Origin of the sequence: Microbacterium sp. UNCCL10, from assembly GCF_000746195.1 — a bacterium.
Taxonomy (GTDB): domain Bacteria; phylum Actinomycetota; class Actinomycetes; order Actinomycetales; family Microbacteriaceae; genus Microbacterium; species Microbacterium saccharophilum.
The window spans coordinates 28,053-48,649 of record NZ_KN050821.1; the positions used below are offsets into that span (position 1 = coordinate 28,053).

General features: G+C 70.3%; 13 protein-coding genes. 11 read left to right on the forward strand and 2 right to left on the reverse strand.

The window, feature by feature from the left end; genetic code table 11:
* Positions 1–18 precede the first annotated feature (18 nt).
* Positions 19–987 carry a type I pantothenate kinase gene (gene coaA / locus BR85_RS14275; protein ID WP_028497251.1) on the forward strand — a complete coding sequence of 323 codons (969 nt, stop codon included), beginning with the start codon at positions 19–21 and terminating at the stop codon, positions 985–987.
* A 1-nt stretch (position 988) separates the two neighbouring features.
* Here coaA and BR85_RS14280 read toward each other — a convergent pair whose 3' ends face one another.
* Positions 989–1,588 carry an acyltransferase gene (locus BR85_RS14280; RefSeq protein ID WP_028497252.1) on the reverse strand — a complete coding sequence of 200 codons (600 nt, stop codon included), beginning with the start codon at positions 1,586–1,588 and terminating at the stop codon, positions 989–991.
* Positions 1,589–1,802: 214 nt separating this feature from the next.
* On the opposite strand from BR85_RS14280, the gene BR85_RS14285 reads away from it, so the two are divergent.
* The 10 genes from BR85_RS14285 to BR85_RS15020 are packed head-to-tail and all read left to right on the forward strand — an operon-like array spanning position 1,803 to position 18,943.
* Positions 1,803–7,457: a DUF4082 domain-containing protein gene (locus tag BR85_RS14285; RefSeq protein ID WP_081782834.1), complete on the forward strand. Its 5,655-nt coding sequence runs from the start codon at positions 1,803–1,805 to the stop codon at positions 7,455–7,457.
* A 51-nt stretch (positions 7,458–7,508) separates the two neighbouring features.
* Positions 7,509–8,576, forward strand: a complete 1,068-nt coding sequence (locus BR85_RS14290) for a Gfo/Idh/MocA family protein (protein ID WP_028497253.1) — start codon at positions 7,509–7,511, stop codon at positions 8,574–8,576.
* A complete protein-coding gene (locus tag BR85_RS14295) occupies positions 8,573–9,571 on the forward strand; it encodes an SDR family NAD(P)-dependent oxidoreductase (RefSeq protein WP_028497254.1) in 999 nt (332 codons plus the stop codon). Before BR85_RS14290 ends, BR85_RS14295 begins: the two co-directional genes overlap by 4 nt.
* A 17-nt stretch (positions 9,572–9,588) precedes the next feature.
* Positions 9,589–10,716, forward strand: coding sequence for a DegT/DnrJ/EryC1/StrS family aminotransferase (locus tag BR85_RS14300; protein WP_036273224.1), 1,128 nt, complete (start codon positions 9,589–9,591; stop codon positions 10,714–10,716).
* Positions 10,713–11,339, forward strand: coding sequence for a NeuD/PglB/VioB family sugar acetyltransferase (locus tag BR85_RS14305; RefSeq protein ID WP_028497256.1), 627 nt, complete (start codon positions 10,713–10,715; stop codon positions 11,337–11,339). The genes BR85_RS14300 and BR85_RS14305 overlap by 4 nt, the downstream gene beginning before the upstream one ends.
* A gap of 47 nt (positions 11,340–11,386) precedes the next feature.
* Positions 11,387–12,493 (forward strand): DegT/DnrJ/EryC1/StrS family aminotransferase, encoded by a 1,107-nt coding sequence (locus BR85_RS14310; protein ID WP_028497257.1) that lies wholly within the window; start codon positions 11,387–11,389, stop codon positions 12,491–12,493.
* The gene (locus BR85_RS15015; protein WP_081782835.1) at positions 12,490–14,769 is read left to right on the forward strand and encodes a glycosyltransferase; all 2,280 of its coding nucleotides are present in this window, start codon (positions 12,490–12,492) and stop codon (positions 14,767–14,769) included. The genes BR85_RS14310 and BR85_RS15015 overlap by 4 nt, the downstream gene beginning before the upstream one ends.
* The gene (locus BR85_RS14325; protein WP_166657824.1) at positions 14,720–16,303 is read left to right on the forward strand and encodes a lipopolysaccharide biosynthesis protein; all 1,584 of its coding nucleotides are present in this window, start codon (positions 14,720–14,722) and stop codon (positions 16,301–16,303) included. Before BR85_RS15015 ends, BR85_RS14325 begins: the two co-directional genes overlap by 50 nt.
* A 1-nt stretch (position 16,304) precedes the next feature.
* Positions 16,305–17,486, forward strand: a complete 1,182-nt coding sequence (locus BR85_RS14330) for a glycosyltransferase (RefSeq protein ID WP_028497258.1) — start codon at positions 16,305–16,307, stop codon at positions 17,484–17,486.
* Positions 17,487–17,521: 35 nt separating this feature from the next.
* Entirely contained in the window at positions 17,522–18,943 is a 1,422-nt protein-coding gene (locus BR85_RS15020; RefSeq protein ID WP_051526424.1) for a glycosyltransferase family 4 protein, read from the forward strand.
* Here the strand turns inward: BR85_RS15020 and BR85_RS15570 are convergent.
* A partial coding sequence (locus tag BR85_RS15570; RefSeq protein ID WP_036275438.1) for a DUF4082 domain-containing protein occupies positions 18,940–20,597 on the reverse strand: 1,658 nt, incomplete at its 5' end. The two genes, BR85_RS15020 and BR85_RS15570, sit on opposite strands and share 4 nt — an antisense overlap.

The following is a 20,597-nucleotide window of genomic DNA, read 5'->3' on the forward strand; positions in this document are numbered from 1 at the left end:
CGGATACGATGGGGCGCGATGTCCGAGAGCACTGTCGCGAGCGAAGACGCCGCACCCGAGACGACCGCGCGCGGGCTGTACCGCGAGATCCCTCGCGACGAGTGGGCGCGGATGGCCGCCGGCATCCCGCAGCCGTTGAGCGAGACCGAAGTCGTGCAGCTGCGGGGCCTCGGCGACCGGCTCGACATGGCCGAGGTGCGCGAGGTGTACCTGCCGCTCAGCCGTCTGCTGTCGCTCTACGCGAGCGCGACCAAGCGGCTCGGCGCCGATACCGCCGACTTCCTGGGTGAGACCGACTCCACGACGCCGTTCATCGTCGCCGTGGCGGGCTCGGTCGCGGTCGGCAAATCAACGGTCGCCCGACTGCTGCGCGAGCTCATGAGCCGGTGGCCGGGCACGCCGCGGGTCGAACTCGTGACGACGGACGGCTTCCTCCACCCCAACGCCGAGCTCGAACGCCGCGGCATCATGCACCGCAAGGGCTTCCCGGAGTCGTACGACCGCCGGGCGATGGTCGATTTCCTCACGCAGGTGAAGTCCGGCGCCCCCGAGGTGCGCGCCCCGTTCTACTCGCACATGCGGTACGACATCATCCCCGACGCGCACGTCACCGTGCGGCGCCCGGACGTCGTCATCGTCGAGGGGCTCAACGTGCTCGCGCCCCCCACGACGCCGCACGGCGTCGCGGTGAGCGACCTGTTCGACTTCTCCATCTACGTGGATGCCGACATCGCGCACATCGAGGCGTGGTTCGTCGACCGCTTCCTCGCCCTCCGCCAGGGGGCGTTCAGCAACCCGAACTCGTTCTTCAAGGTCTTCGCCGACCTGCCGGACGAGGAGGCGGTGCGTCAGGCCCTCGGCTTCTGGAACGACATCAACCTGCCGAACCTCCGCGAGAACGTGGAGCCGACGCGGCACCGGGCCCGCCTCATCCTGCAGAAGGGCGCCGACCACACCGTCTCCAGCGTGCTGCTGCGCAAGCTCTGAGTCACCCGGCCAGTCGGATGCCCTCGCCGTCGGCGACGTAGCGCTCGCCGCTGTCCGGGCACGTCCACCCGTCGCCGTCGGCCTGCAGCGGATGGCCGGTCCGGCCGACCCAGCCGATGCGGCGGGCCGGGACGCCGGCGACGAGCGCGTGCGGAGGCACATCCTTGGTGACGACGGCGCCCGCCGCCACCAGCGCCCACGCGCCGATGGTCACCGGGGCGATGCACACCGACCGGGCCCCGATGGAGGCGCCCCGCTCGACCGTGACCCCGACCGCGTGCCAGTCGTCGCCGCCCTTCAGGGAGCCGTCCGGGTTCGCCGCGCGCGGGAACTCGTCGTTCGTGAACACCACCGCCGGCCCGATGAACACCCCGTCGCCGACGACCGCCGGCTCGTAGACGAGCGCGTAGTTCTGCACCTTGCACGCGTCGCCGAGCACGACACCGGGGCCGATGTACGCGCCCCGGCCGATATTGCAGTCGGCGCCGAGGACGGCATCCTCCCGCACCTGCGCGAGGTGCCACACCCGCGTGCGCGGGCCCAGCGCGGCGCGCTCGTCGACGTCGGCGGACGCGTGGACGACAGGAGCATCATCGATCATGCAGGCCTCCCCAGCGGCAGCGGTCCGGCTCAGATGAGAGCCGTCTCATGCCCAGTATTGTGCCCGCCTCGCTTGTGTGGATACACTCCCGAACGGGGAGTCCGGTCAGGGCCGTGCCACTGGGAGGCACGCATCTTCAGCGCTCAGGCGCCGTCGCGACCGGCTTATGCACGTCGCCGGTCGTTCACGGGGGCGCGCTTTTTGGGGAACGAGTATGGGGATACCTGGGGGACTCGGCGCGGCATCGCTGACGCGGTCGACCACACTGGTGCTGGGCACTGTCCTGACGCTGCTCATCGCGACGCTCGTCGCGGTCGCGGGCACGCAGCCGGCCGAAGCGGCGAGCCCCTGCGGCCCCGACGTCAACGCCATCGCGTGCGAGAACCGGCAGCCGGGCACCGACCCCGATGTCTGGGACATCGACGGCGCCGGCGACCCCAGCATCCAGGGCTTCGCCACCGACATCTCGGTCAACGCGGGGTCGCGCATCGACTTCAAGATCGACACCGACGCCGCGGACTACGCCGTCGACATCTACCGCACCGGCTGGTATCAGGGCCTGGGCGCGCGATACATCGACTCGGTCGACCCGCTGCCCTCGCCGCCCGGCGGCCAGCCCGAGTGCGTGACGGATGCCGCGACCGACCTCTACGACTGCGGCACCTGGCACGTGTCGGCGTCATGGAACGTGCCCGCAGCCGCCGTCTCCGGCGTCTACCTCGCGGTGTTGCGGCGCGGCGACAACGACGGCCAGAGCCACATCATCTTCATCGTCCGCAACGACGGCAACACCTCGGACATCGTGTTCCAGACGGCCGACACCACGTGGCACGCCTACAACACCTACGGCGGCGCGAGCTTCTACCAGGGCGGGAGCAACGGCCGCGCGTACAAGCTGAGCTACAACCGGCCGTTCGCGACCCGGCAGTGGGAGCAGGGCCGGGACTTCTACTTCAGCTCCGAGTTCGCGACGGTCCGCTTCCTCGAACGCAACGGTTACGACGTCAGTTACATCTCCGGCGTCGACGCCGACCGCTTCGGCGGCGAGCTGCTGAACCACGACGTGTATCTCTCGGTCGGTCACGACGAGTACTGGTCGGGTCGGCAGCGCGCGAACGTCGAGGCGGCCCGCGACGCCGGAGTGAACCTGCAGTTCCTCTCCGGCAACGAGGCCTATTGGCGTGTCCGGTACGAGCCGTCGATCGACGGCTCCGCGACGGCGTACCGCACGCTCACCTCGTACAAGGAGACCTGGGCCAACGCGAAGATCGACCCCGCGTCCGAATGGACCGGTACCTGGCGGGACCCGCGGTTCGCCGGCGCCGCGCAAGGCGGCCACCTGCCGGAGAACGCTCTCAGCGGCACGATGTACGTCGCCAACTACGACGACCTTCCCGTGACGGTGAACGCTGCCGAAGGCAAGACGCGACTGTGGCGTCACACGCCGCTGGCGTCGCTCGCCGCCGGGACATCGGCCGCGCTGGCGCCGCACACGATCGGCTACGAGTCCAACGAGGACATCGACAACGGTTTCCGGCCGGCGGGACTGATCCGGCTGTCCACCACCGTGGGGCCCACCCCGGAGTACCTCATCGACCACGGCAACGTCGTGGTCCAGGGAACCACCGAGCATCACCTGACGCTGTACCGCGCCGCGAGCGGCGCGCTGGTCTTCTCGGCGGCGAGCATCCAGTGGGCGTGGGGCCTCGACCAGACCCACGACGGCAACGGAGCACCCGCCGACCCGCGCATGCAGCAGGCTCAGGTCAACCTCCTCGCCGACATGGACGCCCAGCCGACCACGCTCATGGCCGGGCTCACCGCCGCGACGAAGAGCGCCGACACGACCGCCCCGACGACGACGATCACCAGTCCCGCCTCGGGCGCGACCGTCGCCAACGGCACGCGGGTGACGGTGACGGGGACCGCCTCCGATGTCGGCGGCGTCGTCGCCGGGGTCGAAGTCTCCCTCGACGGGGGAGCCACCTGGCATCCGGCGACGGGCACCACATCGTGGACCTACACCGGCATCCAGCAGGGGTCCGGCGCCGTGACCGTCAAAGCCCGCGCGATCGACGACAGCGCCAACTTCAGCGCCGCGGGCGTCGGGCGGTCCATCACCGTCACCGGTCCCTTCTCCGCACTGGGCGCGATCGAGCCGGTGCTGGCATCGGCCGATGACACCCAGGCGGTCGAACTCGGCATGCGCTTCACGCCGGATGTCGACGGCTTCGTCGCGGGGGTGCGCTTCTTCAAGGGTGCCGCCAACACCGGGGTGCACACCGGGTCGCTGTGGGACGCAGCCGGCACCCGGCTCGGCACCGTCACCTTCGGCAACGAGTCGGCCGAGGGGTGGCAGAGCGCACAGTTCACCGTCCCGATCCAGGTGATCGCCGGCCAGGACTACACCGTCTCCTACACCGCTCCCAACGGCGGCTACGCGATGAAGGCCCAGTACTGGCCGTATCACGCGACACCCTCGACGCCCGTCACGGTTCCGTCGGCGGTGGGCGCGTCCGCGGCCGGGGTCTTCGGAATCGCCGGCCAGTTCCCGGCCGGCACCTGGCACGAGTCGAACTACTACGTCGACGTGCTCTTCACCAAGTCCGACACGTCGCCCCTGCGGATCCTCAGCAGGACGCCGCAGGCGGGAGCGGCGAGCGTCGACGTCGCGACCACGATCTCCGCGACCTTCACCCGCCCGGCCGACCCCGCGACGGTGTCGATGACGGTCACCGGGCCGGACGACCAGCCCGTCGCCGGTTCGACCGTCTACGACGCGCAGACCCGCACGGTGCGCTATCTGCCCGATGCGCCGCTGGCGGCCAGCACCACGTACACCGTCACACCTGCGGCCACCGATGCCGCCGGCGTGGCGCTGGAGGACGGTGCCGCCTGGAGCTTCACGACCCGCGCGGAGGAGCGTCCCGAAGGAGTGTGCCCCTGCTCGCTGTTCCTGGAGAGCTGGGTGCCCGACGTCGCATCCGCCGCCGACCGGGATGCGGTCACGCTCGGTGTGAAGTTCAGCAGCTCGCTGCCCGGCCAGGTCACCGGCATCCGGTTCTTCAAGGGACCGCAGAACGGCGGCACGCACGCCGCGTCGCTGTGGACCGCGGGGGGCACACTGCTGTCGACGGCGACGTTCGCGAACGAGTCGGCGCTCGGCTGGCAGGTCGCCACGCTCGACACGCCCGTCACGATCCAGCCGGGTGTGACATATGTCGCGTCCTACACGGCACCGGCCGGCGGCTACGCCGTGACCGCCGGGCTGTTCGGCAGCGCGTACTCGCGCGGACCGCTGTCGGTCGCGGCCGGCGGGTCGGTGTTCAGCTACTCGGGCGGCTTCCCGACCCAGACGTCGACGACGGGATACGGCGTGGACGTCGTCGTCGAGACGGCCCCGGCGACGCCGACGATCGTGTCGCGCGCGCCCGCGGCAGGAGCCACGGATGTGGCGGCCGATGCGAGCATCTCGGCGACCTTCGACACGCCGATCCAGGCCGGCTACACCGGTTCGGTCAGTGCAGGGGGACAGGCGATCGCCGGAAGCTGGGCGCTGAACGCGGCCGGCACCACTGCCACCTTCACTCCCGCGACGGATCTGCCGCCGGCTGCCCAGATCGACGTCACGCTCTCCGGCGTGGTCGGCGCGGAGGGGGGCGCGGCCGCGACGTTCTCGTGGGCGTTCTCGACCCTCGATCCGGACGCCCCGATCAGCTTCTTCGCCTCGGCCACGCCGGCCGCGAAGGACCCCGACTCCTCGTCGGTCGAACTCGGGCTGGCGTTCACCACCTCGGTCGCCGGCGAGGTCCGGGCGCTCCGCTTCCACAAGGCCGCCGGCAACGGGGGGACCCACGTCGGCAGCCTGTGGGGGCCCAACGGCCAGCGTCTGGCCCAGGTCACGTTCACGAACGAGACGGCGACCGGCTGGCAGCGTGCCGTGCTCAGCGCCCCGGTCGCCCTGACCCCGGGCGTGGTCTACACCGTGTCGTACCTGGCGCCGCAGGGGAACTACTCCTACACGGCGGGCGCGCTCACATCCCCCGTCACCAGCGGCCCGCTGACCACGGTGAGCGGAGCCAACGGGCGGTACCGGTACGGCAGCGGCGGCGTGATGCCGAACAGCTCGTGGAACTCGGCCAACTACTTCGTCGACGTCGAATTCGTTCCGGACGCCGCGGCACCGCTCTCGGTGGCCTCCATGAGCCCGGGTCGCGACGCCGTGGGGGTGTCCCACGCGGCCGACATCTCGGCCGTGATCGACGGAGACATCGGCAGCCGATCGCTGACCATGTCGGTCACCGGCCCCGAGGGTGTGGTCGCCGGCGCGTCGGCCTTCGACAGCAGCACGCGAACGCTCTCGTTCACGCCCACGACGCCGCTCGCGTTCGAGACGACCTACGCCGTCACGGTTCGGGTGCAGTCGTCCACACTCGAGACGTGGCGCTTCACCACCGGCAAGCTCACCCAGACGCTGTTCGGGGACGACCTGCCCCAGGTGGACGCGGTGTCCGATACGGATCCCGTCGAGGTCGGCACGCGCTTCACGGTCAGTGAGGTCGGCGTGGTGACGGCGATCCGGTTCTACAAGGGTGCGGCCAATACGGGCAGCCACCGCGGCACCCTCTGGGGTCCGGGCGGCGAAGTTCTCGCCCAGGTGCAGTTCACGGCGGAGACGGCGTCGGGCTGGCAGCGCGCCGAACTCGCCCAGCCGGTGACGGTCAACCCCGGTACGACGTACACGGCCTCGTACTTCTCCGCCACCGGACGGTACGCGCACACGAGCGAGTACTTCCTTCAGCCACTCGTCTCCGGCAGTATCACCGCCCCGGCGGGGGACAACGGCCGGTTCTTCTACGGCCCGAACGGCGGGTTCCCGCTGTCGTCGTGGAAGTCGGGATCGTACTTCGTCGACGCCGAGATCATGTTCGACCCGGCGCTCGCACCCACCCCGACACCGACGCCGACCCCGACGCCCACACCGACGCCGACCCCGACACCCACGCCGACACCGACACCGACGCCGCCCCCGACGCCCACGCCGACCCCGACGCCTGCACCGGCGCCGACGCCGGAGGCGACCCCTGAGCCGACGCCCGAACCTGCGGCCACCGTGGCCGTCACAAGCACGACCCCCGCGCCGGCCGCGACCGGTGTCGCGCCCAACGCGGCGGTCTCCGCGACCTTCGCATCCGGCGTGACGGGTGCGTCGCTGGCGGTCAGCGGACCGACCGGCCCCGTGGCCGGTGCGGTCGCGTACGACGAGACCGGTTGCACGGTCACGTTCACGCCGACCGACCCGTTGGCCTGGTCCACCGGCTACACCGCGACCGCGACCGCGGCGGGCGTCGTGGTCACCGACGCGACCTGGACCTTCACGACCGTGGACGAGCCGCCCGTGATCGCCGCGGCCACAATCTTCGGCGATGCCACACCGCAGAACGCCGCGTGGAACGACCCGGACAGCGTGCAGGTGGCGACGCGGTTCACCGTCAACGTCGCCGGCGACGCCACCGGCGTGCGGTTCTACAAGGGGGCGGCCAACACCGGCATCCACACCGGATTCCTGTGGCGGGCGGACGGCCAGCTCATGGGCCAGGTCACCGTCGGGAACGAGACCGCCGACGGCTGGCAGGAGGCGGCCTTCGCCTCGCCCATCCGGCTCGAGCCCGGCGTGGAGTACCGGGTCGGTCTCCACAGCACCACGGGACGCTACGCGGTCGATCTGAACGCGCTGGCCGCCCAGACGGCGACCGGCGTGTTCACCATCCCGGCGCAGGGCAGCGCCTACACCTACTCGACCGGATTCCCGGCGAACCTGTCCGCGCACAACTACTGGGTGGACGTGACATTCGTCCCGGTCGAATGACCGCGACGTATCAAGAAGGCCGGTGACGGCCACATGCAACTGGGGAGAAGCATGACAGACAAGAAAAGGGCAGTCGTGGTGGGGGCCGGGTATTGGGGACCCAACCTCGCACGCAACTTCCGGGCGAGCACGGACTGGGAACTCGCAGGCATCTGCGACCTCGACCTCGATCGCGCGCGCAAGGTGTCGGACGGTGTGGGCGGCGTGCCGATCACGTCGAGCCTCGACGAGGTGCTGGCCGACCCGCAGGTCGACGCGATCGCGATCGCGACGCCGGCACGCACACACCACCCGATCGTGATGGCAGCGCTCGACGCCGGCAAGCACGTCATGGTCGAGAAGCCGCTCGCCGACGACCGCGTGCGCGGGCGGCAGATGGTGGACCGGGCGAACGAACGCGGACTCGTGCTCATGGCCGACCACACCTACTGCTACACGCCCGCCGTGCTGAAGATCCGCGAGCTCATCGCCGACGGGGCGCTCGGCGACATCCTGTTCGTCGACAGCGTCCGCATCAACCTCGGTCTCATCCAGCCGGACGTCGACGTCTTCTGGGACCTCGCGCCGCACGACCTGTCGATCATGGACTTCGTCCTGCCGGGCGGCCTGGCCGCGGCATCCGTCTCGGCGCACGGATCGGATCCGCTCGGGACCGGGAAGTCCTGCGTCGGCTACCTCGCCATGCCGCTCGAATGCGGCGCGATGGCGCACGTGCACGTCAACTGGCTGAGCCCGACGAAGATCCGCCAGATGGTCATCGGCGGCACGAAGCGCACCCTCGTGTGGGACGACCTCAACCCGCAGCAGCGGCTCAGCGTCTACGACCGCGGCGTCGACATCGCCGCGGTGTCGAAGTCCACCACCGCAGACACGCGCGACGCGAACATCTCCTACCGGCTCGGCGACACGTGGTCACCGGCGCTGCCCGAGCGGGAGGCACTCGGCGGCGTCGTCGGCGAGTTCGCCGCCGCGATCCGCGAGGGTCGCCCGGCCCGCACCGACGGCGAATCCGGCCTGCGCGTGCTCTCCGTGCTCGACGCCGCGCAGCGCAGCCTCGGTGCCGGCGGCGCGCCGGCACCCCTCACCCTCGACATCCAGCCCCGGAGGGCGGCAGCATGACCCAGCTCGAAGGAGCCCGCATCCTCGTCACCGGCGGCGCCGGGACGATCGGCTCGACACTCGTCGACCAGCTTCTGGAGGCCGGCGCCGAGCGCGTGATCGTGCTCGACAACCTCGTCCGAGGCCGGGTCGCCAACCTCGACGCCGCGCTGGAGACCGGGCGAGCAGTCCTCGTCGAGGGCGACATCCGCGACGCGCGTCTCGTCGACGACCTGGTCGCCGGCACCGATGTCGTCTTCCACCAGGCCGCCATCCGCATCACGCAGTGCGCGGAGGACCCCCGCCTCGCCCTCGAGGTGCTCGTCGACGGCACGTTCAACGTCGTCGAGTCCGCTGCGCGGCACCGGGTCTCGAAGCTGATCGCCGCGTCGAGCGCATCGGTGTACGGCATGGCCGAGACCTTCCCGACGGACGAACGCCACCACCACGAGAACAACGACACCATCTACGGCGCCGCCAAGACGTTCAACGAGGGGCTGGTGCGCAGCTTCCGCGCGATGCAGGGCCTCGACTACGTGCTGCTGCGCTACTTCAACGTGTACGGCCCCCGGATGGACGTCCACGGCGTCTACACGGAAGTGCTCGTGCGCTGGATGGAGCGCATCGCCGACGGCCGCCCGCCGCTCATCTTCGGCGACGGGCAGCAGACGATGGACTTCGTCTGCGTTCCCGACATCGCCCGCGCCAACGTCCTCGCCGCCCGCAGCGGCGTCGTCGACGGCACCTACAACATCGCGAGCGGCACGGAGACGAGCCTGCTCGACCTGGCCGAGGCCCTGCTGCGGGTGATGGGCGCCGAGCACCTCGGCGTCGAGCACGGTCCCGATCGCCCGGTCAACGGCGTGGTGCGCCGGCTGGCCGACACCCGCGCCGCGAAGCGTGACCTCGGGTTCGAGGCGACCATCGGGCTCGAGGAGGGCCTGCGTCAGCTCGTGGAGTGGTGGCGGCCGTTGCGTGAGGAGATCGCGGCCGGCCGCGTGGCGGTGACCGCGTGAGCGAGCGCATCAACGTCATGGTCCCCTGGCTCGGCCGAGAAGAGGCCGAGGCCGTCGCGGAGGTCATCGCGAGCGGGTGGGTGGCGCAGGGGCCGCGCGTCGCGCAGTTCGAGCAGGAGTTCGCCGCGGCGATGCAGGCGCCGTACGCGGTCGCGACCTCGAGCTGCACCACGGCCCTGCACCTCGCGCTCATCGTCGCGGGGGTCGGGCCGGGCGATGACGTCGTCGTGCCGTCGCTGTCGTTCATCGCCACGACCAACGCGGTCCGCTACGTCGGTGCGCGCCCGGTCTTCGCCGACGTCGACCCCATCACGGGGAACCTCACGGGCGAGACCGTGCGGGTGGCGATCACGTCGGCGACGAAGGCCGTCATCGCGGTCGATCAGGGCGGCGTGCCCGTCGACATCGACGATGTCCGCACCGCCACCGACACCTACGGCATCGTCGTCATCGAAGACGCCGCCTGCGGCGCCGGATCGACCTACAAGGGGCGACCCGTGGGCGCCGGCGCGACGATCGCGGCCTGGTCGTTCCATCCGCGCAAGCTCCTCACCACGGGTGAGGGCGGGATGCTGACGACGACCCGAGGGGACTGGGCGCAGCGCGCCCGCCGGCTGCGCGAGCACGCGATGACGGTGTCGGCGGCCGACCGCCACGGCTCCGTCCTCCCGCCGGCCGAGGAGTACTCGGAAGTCGGATACAACTTCCGCATGACCGACATGCAGGCTGCCGTCGGGCTCGTGCAGCTGGGGCGCCTTCCCGAGATCGTGCGCCGGCGTCGCGAGATCGCGGCGCGGTACCGCGCGGCGATCCGCGGGATCCCCGGGCTGCGGCCGGTCGCCGATCCGGAGTACGGCACCGGCAACGTGCAGTCCTTCTGGGTCGAGGTGGAGGATGACTACCCCACGGACCGGGACGGCCTGCTGGAGGCGCTCGCGCGGGCGGACATCTCCGCGCGGCGCGGCATCATGGCGGCGCATCGCCAGGCGCCGTACCGCGATCTCGCGGTGGACGGGTCGCTGCCGGCCACCGAGCGGATCACCGACGGCACGCTGATCCTGCCGGTCTACCATGCCCTCACCGAGGCCGATCAGGACCGCGTCATCGACGTGCTGCGAGATCCCGTGACCGAGGCGCTCGGATGAGCGCCGGGCTGCTGCTTGTGGGGGCAAGCGGCCTGGCGAGAGAAGTACTGGCGGCCGGCATCACCGGTGTCGTCGGGATCCTGGACGACGACGCGGCGCTGCACGGCACCGAGATCGGCGGCGTCCCGGTCGTCGGCGGGATCGACGACGCCGCGGCGCGGGACGAGCAGCTGATCGTGTGCGTCGGAAAGGGCGCGGCGCGACGCGCCATCGTTCAGCGACTCCGGGATCAGGACGTCACCGCGGAACGCTACGCGCGGTATGTCGCCCGCTCGGCGCGGGTCGGCGACACGAGCAGCATCGGGCCCGGCAGCATCCTGCTGGACGGGGTCGTCGTCACGGCGGATGCCGCGATCGGCGCCCACGCGGTCGTCATGCCGAACTGCACGATCACGCACGACGACGTCCTCGAGGACTATGCGACCCTGGCGGCGGGGGTCGCGCTCGGCGGTGGGGTCCGGGTCGGCGAAGCCGCCTACCTCGGGATGAACGCCGCGGTCCGGCAGGGCGTCGGGATCGGCGCCGGCGCCACCGTCGGCATGGGAGCAGCAGTGCTCGACGACGTGCCGGCGGGGGACACCTGGGCAGGTGTGCCGGCCCGGCCCTTGAGGAGTCACAGGTGAAGACAGCAACGGGCATCCATGTCCGCACGAGTGCCGGGGGAGCACACATGACCGTACCTTTTCTCGATCTCGCCGCACAGCAGGCCGAGATCGTCGACGACGTCCTGCCGGTCTGGCGGCGTCAGCTGGCATCCGCCGCCTTCATCGGCGGGCCGGAAGTGGATGCCTTCGAGCAGGAGTACGCCGACTACATCGGCGTCCAGCACGTGGTGGGCGTCTCCAACGGCACCGACGCGCTCGAACTCGCGTATCGGGCGATCGGCGTCGAGCCGGGCGACGAGATCATCATGCCCGCCAACACGTTCATCGCGACCGCGGAGGCGGCCTCGCGGGTCGGCGCGGTGCCGGTGTTCGTCGACGTGGATGACGACTTCCTGCTGATCGACCCGGATGCCGTGGCCGCGGCCGTCACCCCGCGCACGCGGGCGATCGCCCCGGTGCACCTGTTCGGGCAGACCGCCCCCATGGAGCCGATCATCGCGCTCGCCGAACGTCACGGCCTGGTCGTCGTCGAGGATGCGGCCCAGTCGCAGGGCGCCGTGAGCGCCGCGGGGCGCGCCGGCGCGCTGGGCACGGTCGCGGCCACCAGCTTCTACCCGGGGAAGAACCTCGGGGCCGCCGGCGACGCCGGCGCCGTCATGACCGACGACGCGGGGATCGCCGCGATCGTGCGGAACCTCGGCGCCCACGGCAGCTCGGTCAAGTACGTGCACGACCGGATCGGCGTGAACGCCCGGCTCGATGCCGTGCAGGCCACGGTGCTGCGGGCCAAGCTGCGCCGACTCGACGACTGGAACGCGGCGCGGCGCGCGGCCGCCGACCGCTACGCGGACCTCCTCGCCGACATCCCCGGGGTCCGGCTCCCGGCCGTGCGCCCCGGAAACGAGGACGTCTGGCACGTGTATGTCGTCCGGGTGGACGACCGCGACCGCGTCATGGCCGAGCTCGGCGCGGCCGGGATCGGCGTCGGCATCCACTACCCGACGCCCGTCCCGTTCACCGAGGCGTATGCGGGACTCGGGGTCGCGCGGGGCGCCTTCCCCGTCGCGGAGGCCGCTGCGGGCGCGATCCTGTCACTGCCGATGTTCCCGCACCTCACCGAGTCGCAGCAGGGTCGCGTCGCCGCGGCGCTGCGGGCGGCGCTGCGCTCATGAACACGCCCCGCCCGTTGCGGGTGCTCGTGGCACCGCACAGCATGGAACTCGGGGGTAGCCAGATCAACGCGCTCGAGCTCGTTGAAGCGATGGCGTCTGACCCGCGAATTGAATTGATCCTCTACGCGCCCGACGGTGTCCTGGCTGATCGAGCAAGACGAGCGGGCGTGCAGCTTCACCTGACCAAACTTCGAGAGAACGCAGTCTCAGCGCTGCGCATGCGTGAGCTGTGGTCTCTCGCGCGCAGAGTGGACGCGGACCTCGTGCACACCTATGAATGGATGCCGACGGTGGATGCCGCATACTCAGTCGTCGCCGGCCGAGGTATTCCGCTCCTGTCCACCATTCTGTCGATGGACTACCCCTATCTGCTCCCCCCCGCTGTGCCCCTCGTGCTGGGAACGCGTGAGCTGACCGGCCGGGCGATCGCCGAGGGGCGCCGTGCATACCTGCTTGAGCCGCCGGTCGACACCGGCTTGTTCCACCCCGCCGCGCGACCTTACTCGGAGATCGCCGCCGCGCGGGCGGAATGCGGTGCCGAAGCCGATGACACGCTCGTCGTAGTGGTCGGGCGACTCGCACAGATGCTGAAGCTCGAGGGACTACTCGTGTTGACCGAAACGGTCGGTGCGTTGGCGAAGAACCGGAACGTTCGGCTCGCGATCGTTGGCGACGGCGACTCGCGTCGTCTCGTTGCCAGCGCCGCAGCGCAGGCCAATGCCCAGGCGGGTCGCGAAGTCGTTCGCCTTCTGGGCGAGCGGATGGACCCGCTACCGTACTACCTCGCGGCCGACGTCGCCGTGGGCATGGGTGGCTCTGCCCTTCGGGCGATGGCGGTGGGGCGACCGCTCCTCGTTCAAGGTGAGGCTGGATTCTGGGCCGTTGCAGACGAGCACTCGGCGCCGACCTTCCTGAAGCAGGGCTGGTACGGCGTCGGTGATGCACCGCGTTCGGTCGAACGTTGCACTGCTGAACTCACCCGACTCCTGGACGCGAGTGATGACGAGTTGGCGGCGCTCGGGCGGTTCGGTAGAGATCTCGTCACGCGGAACTACAGCCTGACGCGCGCGGCAGCGACCTTGGCCGACATCTACCTGAGCGAGACAACGGCCGCGAGACCGACTCGAGGTCGCCGCGTACGAGAGCCGGCGCGGTTGACGCTCGAGCTCGCGAAGTCTGCGCTCTCGGTTCGCTTGCCCGGGCTGCGCGATGTGGTTCGCCGAGCGACTGGACGACCACCAGCGGAGCGGCGGACGTCGAAGTCGCAGCCCACTTTCTCGGTGGTCATTCCCTGTTACAACTACGTCGACTACATCGATGACGCGATCCAGTCTGCGCTGAACCAGGAGGGTGTCGACGTCGATGTTGTGGTCGTAGACGACGCGTCGACCGATGGCAGCCGGGCTCGTGCTGAGGCGTGGGTTCGGCGCGATCGACGAGTGCGGGTGGTGGCCCACGAGGCTAACCGCGGGCACATCGACACGTTCAACGAGGCATTGAACTCTGCGACAGGGGACTTCGTGGTGAAGCTCGACGCGGATGACGTCTTAACACCGGGCTCGTTGCGCCGCGCGGCAGACGTACTCGTCCGGCATCCGAACGTAGCTTTCGTCTATGGGGGCGTCGAACACGTTCGGGGCCCACTACCTACTGAGATTCAGATGCGAGCGCGCGGCGTGCGAGTGTGGGAGGGCGAGGAATGGCTCATGCTCGTCGCTCGTCATGCACGTAATCCCATCTCCCAACCCGAGGTCGTGATACGGCGTAGTGCACTCGAGTCGGCGGGCGGGCACCGGCCCGAGATCCCGGGGACGAGCGACTTGCATCTGTGGCTTTCCCTGGCCACACGTGGGCAGGTGGCTCACATACGCGGGGCAGTGCAGGGGCTCTATCGTGTGCATGACGCGAGCATGCGGGCGACTATCCACTCTGGCGCGCTGTACGACGTGCACGCACGCAGGGACGCCTTCGAGCTCCTCCTAGCGGAGCGCAGGGCCAGCATCAAAGTCGCCGACCGGTTCGCCGCCACCTACCGTCGTGCGCTCGCCGCCGATGCCCTCTTCAACGCGCACCTGGACATCGATGCCGGGCGCGATCCGCAGCCGCTTCTGGACTTGGCGATGGAAATCGACCCGGGACTCGTGGGTTCTCGCCGGTGGCGTGCAGTCCAGCGGCGCTCGCAGGGCGACGGGGGCCTCAGGGCATTTGCCGGCCGTACGCGCCGCGATGTGCAAAGCCGTCTCCATTGGCGCCGGCATCGGCTGTGGGGTGTTTGACGTGACTCATCCGAGCGGGATGCGTGCGGCCGATCCGGCGGGGGAGAGGGAGTCCGACGGCGACGTCGGACGTCGTGCTGCCAGCGGGGTGCTGTGGCTCACCATGCAGAAGTGGGCGACCCGGCTGCTGGGGTTCGTCACGATTGCGGTGCTCACCCGATTGCTCAGTCCCGAGGACTTCGGGACGGTTGCCGCGGCTTCAACGGTGCTGCCGTTCTTCTTCCTCGTGGCAGACCTGGGCTTCGCGGCTTACATCGTACAAGTCGACCGAGCGAACCGACGGATGCTCAGCACGGCTTGGTGGTTCTCGCTTGTGGCAGGTGCAACTCTCGCCGGGTTGCTCGTCGCCGTTGCTCCCCTCCTCGGTGCTGCCTTCCGCGATGAGCGGGTCGTTCCGGTCCTGCAGGTCTTGTCGCTTTGGGTCCTGCTGACCGCTGTCGGCTCAGTGCCGATGGCTATCCTCCGGCGAAAGATGCTGTTCAAGCGGCTGGCAGCACAAGGGGCGATTGCAGCCGTGGTTGCACAGGTCGTCGCCCTCTCCATGGCGTTCAGTGGTTTCGGCGTATGGGCGTTGGTCGGGCAAAGCCTCGTGGCTCCGGTGGTGACGACGAGCCTCGCGTGGTTCTCCGCACGATGGGCGCCGACTCGAGACTTCTCCGCAGCAGAATTCCGGCGCATGCTTGCATTCGGGGCGAAGGTTCTCGGAGTTGAGTTCATTGCCATGCTGCGAGCATGGGCTGAGGCTGCCGTTGTGTCCGCCGTGCTTGGGATCGTTTCGTTGGGCTATCTGAGCGTCGCGCAGCGCCTTGTGCAAGTGGTGCAAGACCTTACAGGTGGCGCCATCATTCCCGTTACGACCGTAGCCTTCGCGCGGTTGCGCGATGACCCGGAGCGCCTCCGGAAGGCATACCTGCGTGCCCTGACTACATCATATGCGGCGCTCTCGCTCCCCCTCACTGTCATCGCGGTGACTGCTCCCATGCTGATTCCGATCGTGTTCGGGCCGGGGTGGGAGGCGAGTGCGCAGGTCGCGCAGCTTCTCGCGCTCGCTGCGACTATGACCGTCGCCGCCGCGCTCGATCATGGGCTTTTCTACGGGCTCGGTCGACCGGGGCTCTGGCTGATCTACGCGATCATCGTGGATGCTCTGACTCTCGGGGTCACGGTGGGGACGGTTTCGTTTGGGCTCACGACAGTAGCGATGGGGTTCGTCGCCGTGTGCGTCTTGGCGACGATCGTCCGTTGGTTCCTCACAGCCCGGGTTCTTGGTACGCGGCTCTCGATCGTTTGTCGTCCCTTCGGCTATTTGATCGTCGCCGTGTTCTTATCCGGCAGCGGGGGGCTCCTCATCACGGCGACGACTGCAGCGTGGAACTCCTTCCTCGTGATCGTGGTGGCTGCAGCGGTGATCGTGATTGTTCACCTCGGTGTCACTGCGCTCATGGCTCCGGAGGTGCCCCGCGATGTCGTCACTCTCGTGCGGCGGTCATCCCCATGGCGCCGCTTCACACGCCGGCAGCCGAAGGAGAGCTGAGATGCATGCCATGATCCCGGCGGCGCGCACACCGGTGTCCATCGTGTGCGTCTACAACGACCCCGAGGTGCTGGGGGCGTGTCTGGGTCGGTCGGTGACGGACGGTCGTGCGGCGGCACCCGCCACGGACCTCATCGCGGTCGACAACCGCGACGGGTCGTTCGCGACCGCCGCGGCGGCCCTCAACCACGGCGCCTCGCAGGCCCGGCACAGCGTCGTCGTCTTCGCCCACCAGGATGTCTACCTTCATTCGCTCGTCCGCCTCGAAGAGGTCGCGCACGTGCTGATGGCGTCGCCGGACATCGGCGTGATCGGCGCGGTCGGAATCGATGACGGCGGTCGGATCGTGGGCCGGATCCGGGACCGCATCATGGCTCTGGGGGAGCCCGCGCCCGAGCCCCGCGACGTCGAGTCGATGGATGAGGTGCTCTTCGCGCTCCGGCGCACCGACGCCGTCGCGGAGCCGCTCGCCGACGTGGCAGACCTCGGCTGGCACGCGTACGCGGTGGAGTACTCGGCGCGGGTGCGCCGGCGCGGTCTGCGCGCGACGGTCGCCGACATCCCCCTCACCCACAACAGCCTGACCACGAACCTGCAGCACCTCGACCGGGCGCACGCGTGGATCGGAGCGTCCTATCCGGAGCTCCTCCCCCTGCAGACGACCTGCGGCACCATCCGTCGGCCGGGGATCCATCCATCCGTGGATGTCGTGCGGAGGCGGGTGTCCGGGATGCGGACGTGGACGCGCGAGTCCCTCGTCGTGCGCTCTCTGGCGGTGGATGCCGTGATCGCGGACATCCGGTTCCTCATCGACGATGTCGTCCGCCTCACGGGAGCGCGGTCGCTGCGGGCGCTGGATGTCATCCAGGACGCGGCCGCCCCGACCAGCCTCCAGGGGATCGTCCGTCACGAGGTCCCGTACTCCGCCGCCTCGGTCACCGCGGATCAGGCTCGCCGGGAGATCGCCGGACGGCACCACGACCAGGCGATCGTCGTCACGAATCTGCGGGAGGCGGATCTCATGACCCTCGTCGAGGGAGCACGCCCGGATGTCGTCGGGGTGTCCGAGGGCGCCGGCATGTGGGCGCTGTTCGGCGTGGACGCCGAGCGGGTCGCACCGCTCTGGTCGGGAAGACGTCAGCGCCCGTTCGCGGGTCTCGTCCCTCCGCGGAGGCCCCGGTGACAGGGGCGCCGCGCCGATTCCCGCGGGGCGCAGGCGTGGTGCGGGCCACCCTGTTCGGCCTGATCGTCGACGCGACGAGCCTCCTGCCGCCGCGCCTGCGCTATGCGTACGTGCACCGGATCACCGCCCGGCTGTTCCGCAGGCCGCTGCCCGCACTCCTCGCTCGGGACACGCCGGCCGCCTCCGGGCCTGCCGCCGTCACGTCACCGCGGCCCGCCGACCTCCGGTGCGTCCTGGCCGCCGACCGGCTCGACATCGGAGGCGTGGGCGCCGTCGTAGAGATGCTCGCGACCGGACTGGAGGCCCAGGGGGTGCATCCGATCGTGGTCTGCCTCGGCGACGGCACACGTGCCCGTCGGCTGCGCGCCCGCGGCGTCGAGGTGTTCTCCGTCGAGGACGAACGCACCGCCCTGGCAGCGCTTCGGGCAGCCGACCCCGACGTGATCCAATTGCACAGCGCCGCACCCGCACTGGAGCGCTTGGCCATCGCGGGGGAGACCCCGCTGATCCCGGTGCTGCACAACACGGAGATCCACTTCACCCGCGCGCGCTGGCGGGCCTTCGAGACCCTCATGCACCGGTCGTACGCCGCGATCGCGGTCAGCGGCGTCGTCCGGGACTTCCACCGTCGGCACGTCTCCCCGGCGCTCGGCGAGCGGTTCCGGGTCGTCCCCAACGAGGCGCCGGGGCGCAACGCCACGGGTCATCCGCAGCGCACAGCGGCGAGGGCGGAGCTCGGAGACGTGCTGGGAGTGGACCTGGCAGCCGATGTCGTCTTCCTGTGCTTGGCCCGCTATGACGCGCAGAAGAACATCGCAGGCACGGTCGCATCCTTCCTCCGGGCGATCGATGCGACAGGCGTGCCGATCCGCCTCGTGATGGCGGGTGAGCCCTCGGACTGGGCTGAACTGGGGCGCGCCGACGGCATCCGCCGGTCGAGTCCGCACGGCGACCGCGTGCACCTGCTCGCCAACTCGGATGCGGCGACCCTGCTCGCAGCCGCGGACGCGTTCTTGCTGAACTCCTTCTTCGAGGGCTGGCCGGTCGCCGCCACGGAAGCGCTGTCCGCGGGCCTTCCCCTCGTGCTCAGCGATGTCGGCGGGGCGCGCGAGCTCGTCGCCCGGCATCCCGACCGATCCGTCCTCATCCCGAACGCGACCGGGGAAGCCGGATCCGTGACGGACGCCCGCGTCGCCCGGGCGCGTCGCCGTTCCGCGCGACAGGACAACGCGGCGGATCTGATCGCGGCGGTGACGCGTGTCGCTCAGCTCGCGCGCAGCGATGGGGCCTCCCGCGCCGATCCCGCTCCGGCGGCAGGGAGCGGGGCCGGCCCGTCAGGGATTGCGGCGATGATGGCCGGGCATGCGCAGATCATCCGGGAAGCCCACGCGCATGCGCGAGGCCGCCGCAACCTCATCGGTCACGACGGCCTCACGATTCCAGGCGCCCGGTCCTAGGCGGAGGGCCAGGGCTTGCTGACGAGACGTCCCTTGCCGTCCGTCGCGTTCTTGTCGTAGATGTAGTTGTCCTCCCACTGCGCCCAGCCCGGACCGCGCTGCGCGTAGGTGGCTCCGAATCCGGTGCCGCTGAAGCGGTTGTTCGTGGCGCGGAGGTTGCTGTACGGGGAGTTCAGCTCATTCAGGCCCAGCTGGTAGCCGGCGCCCTCGAGGTAGTTGCCCTCGATCACGACGTTGTCGATGCGCCCCGAGTAGGACTGGATGAACAGGGCTCCCGTGTCGTTGCCCGAGTCGGAGTTGAACCGGTTGTTCCGGATCGTCAGCTGGCGATCCGGACGCTGGGACGCCGAGAAGTCGCGGACCGTGAACGCGTCGGTGTGGTTACCGGTCGTCGCGGCGTTTCCCCATGCGATCAGGTCGGTCACGTAGTTGCGCTCGACCAGGCCGTTCAGGGTGTCTCCCGACTTCATGATGGCGATACCGCTGCCCATGTGGTGGAAGTAGTTGCCGGAGAGATTCGCGATGCCCATGAAGCCGGTAGCCCACGCGGCGGACTCGGTGCTCAGCTGGGAGCCCGTGATCTCACTGTTGCGGATCGTCACGGTGTCGGGCGTGATCTTGAAGGTGTTGTAGTTCTGCGTGTGCAGAATCGGCATCCCGCGACCGATCGACGTGGGCTGGATGCAGCTCTTGTCGATGGTGATCGCGCCTGCGGACAGGTCCAGCGGAGTCGTCACGCGCATGCCCGAGATGACCGTCCCGCGCGGGACTTCGCTGCTGCCGGTGTACAGGGGCAGCGACTCGCACGACAGGCCCTGCGGTGCGAGGCCCACGGTGGACGGGCTCACCGTCCAGCCCACACCCGAGGTGGCCGGCGGCGTGGTCGGTGCCGGGGTGGGGGTCGGCGTGGGCGTCGGTGTCGGCGTCGGGGTGGGAGTCGGTGTGGGCGTCGGCGTCGGCGTCGGAGTGGGCGTCGGCGTCGGTGTCGGCGTCGGGGTGGGGGTCGGCGTCGGGGTCGGCGTCGGGGTGGGCGTCGGCTTCGCGGGGCTCGTCGCCCCGGCGCGGAACACCACGTCGACCAGGTAGTTGGACCCGCGGTAGGTCTGTCGGGGGAACGCGCTCTGCCCGTACGTGTACACGCCGGCGCCGCTGTCGAGGCGGAAGCCGTTCTGCGTGCGCGCGCTCGTGAGGTCGTTCTCCGTGACCGGGTAGCGGCCCGTCGGCGCGTGGTAGGAGGCCACGTACGTCTCGCCGGCGGTGACGGCGACCGGGGCCGGCAGGGAGACGGTGCGCCAGCCCTCCGTGCCGGATGCCGGGAAGCGGACACGCGCGAGCGCGTCGCCCTTCGAGGACCACAGGGTGGCGGTCGTCACGCCGGACGCGCGCTCGCCCTGGTAGTACTGGAGCGCGGTGACCGCGCCGTCCTTCTGCGGGGCGAACTTCACGCCGAGTTCGACCGCGTCCCGGTCGGAGTCGGCCGCGACGGCCGGCCTCAGGTCATCGGCGAAGATGCCGGGGGTCGACGCGACCCCTGCCGTCGCGGGCGCGGCGGCGAGGGCACCGGCGCCCATCACGACGGCGGCGAGGACCGCCGTGAACCCGAGGCGGCGGGAGATGGGGGAGCGGTGTCGGTGGGGGGCGGGGGGGCGGGGGG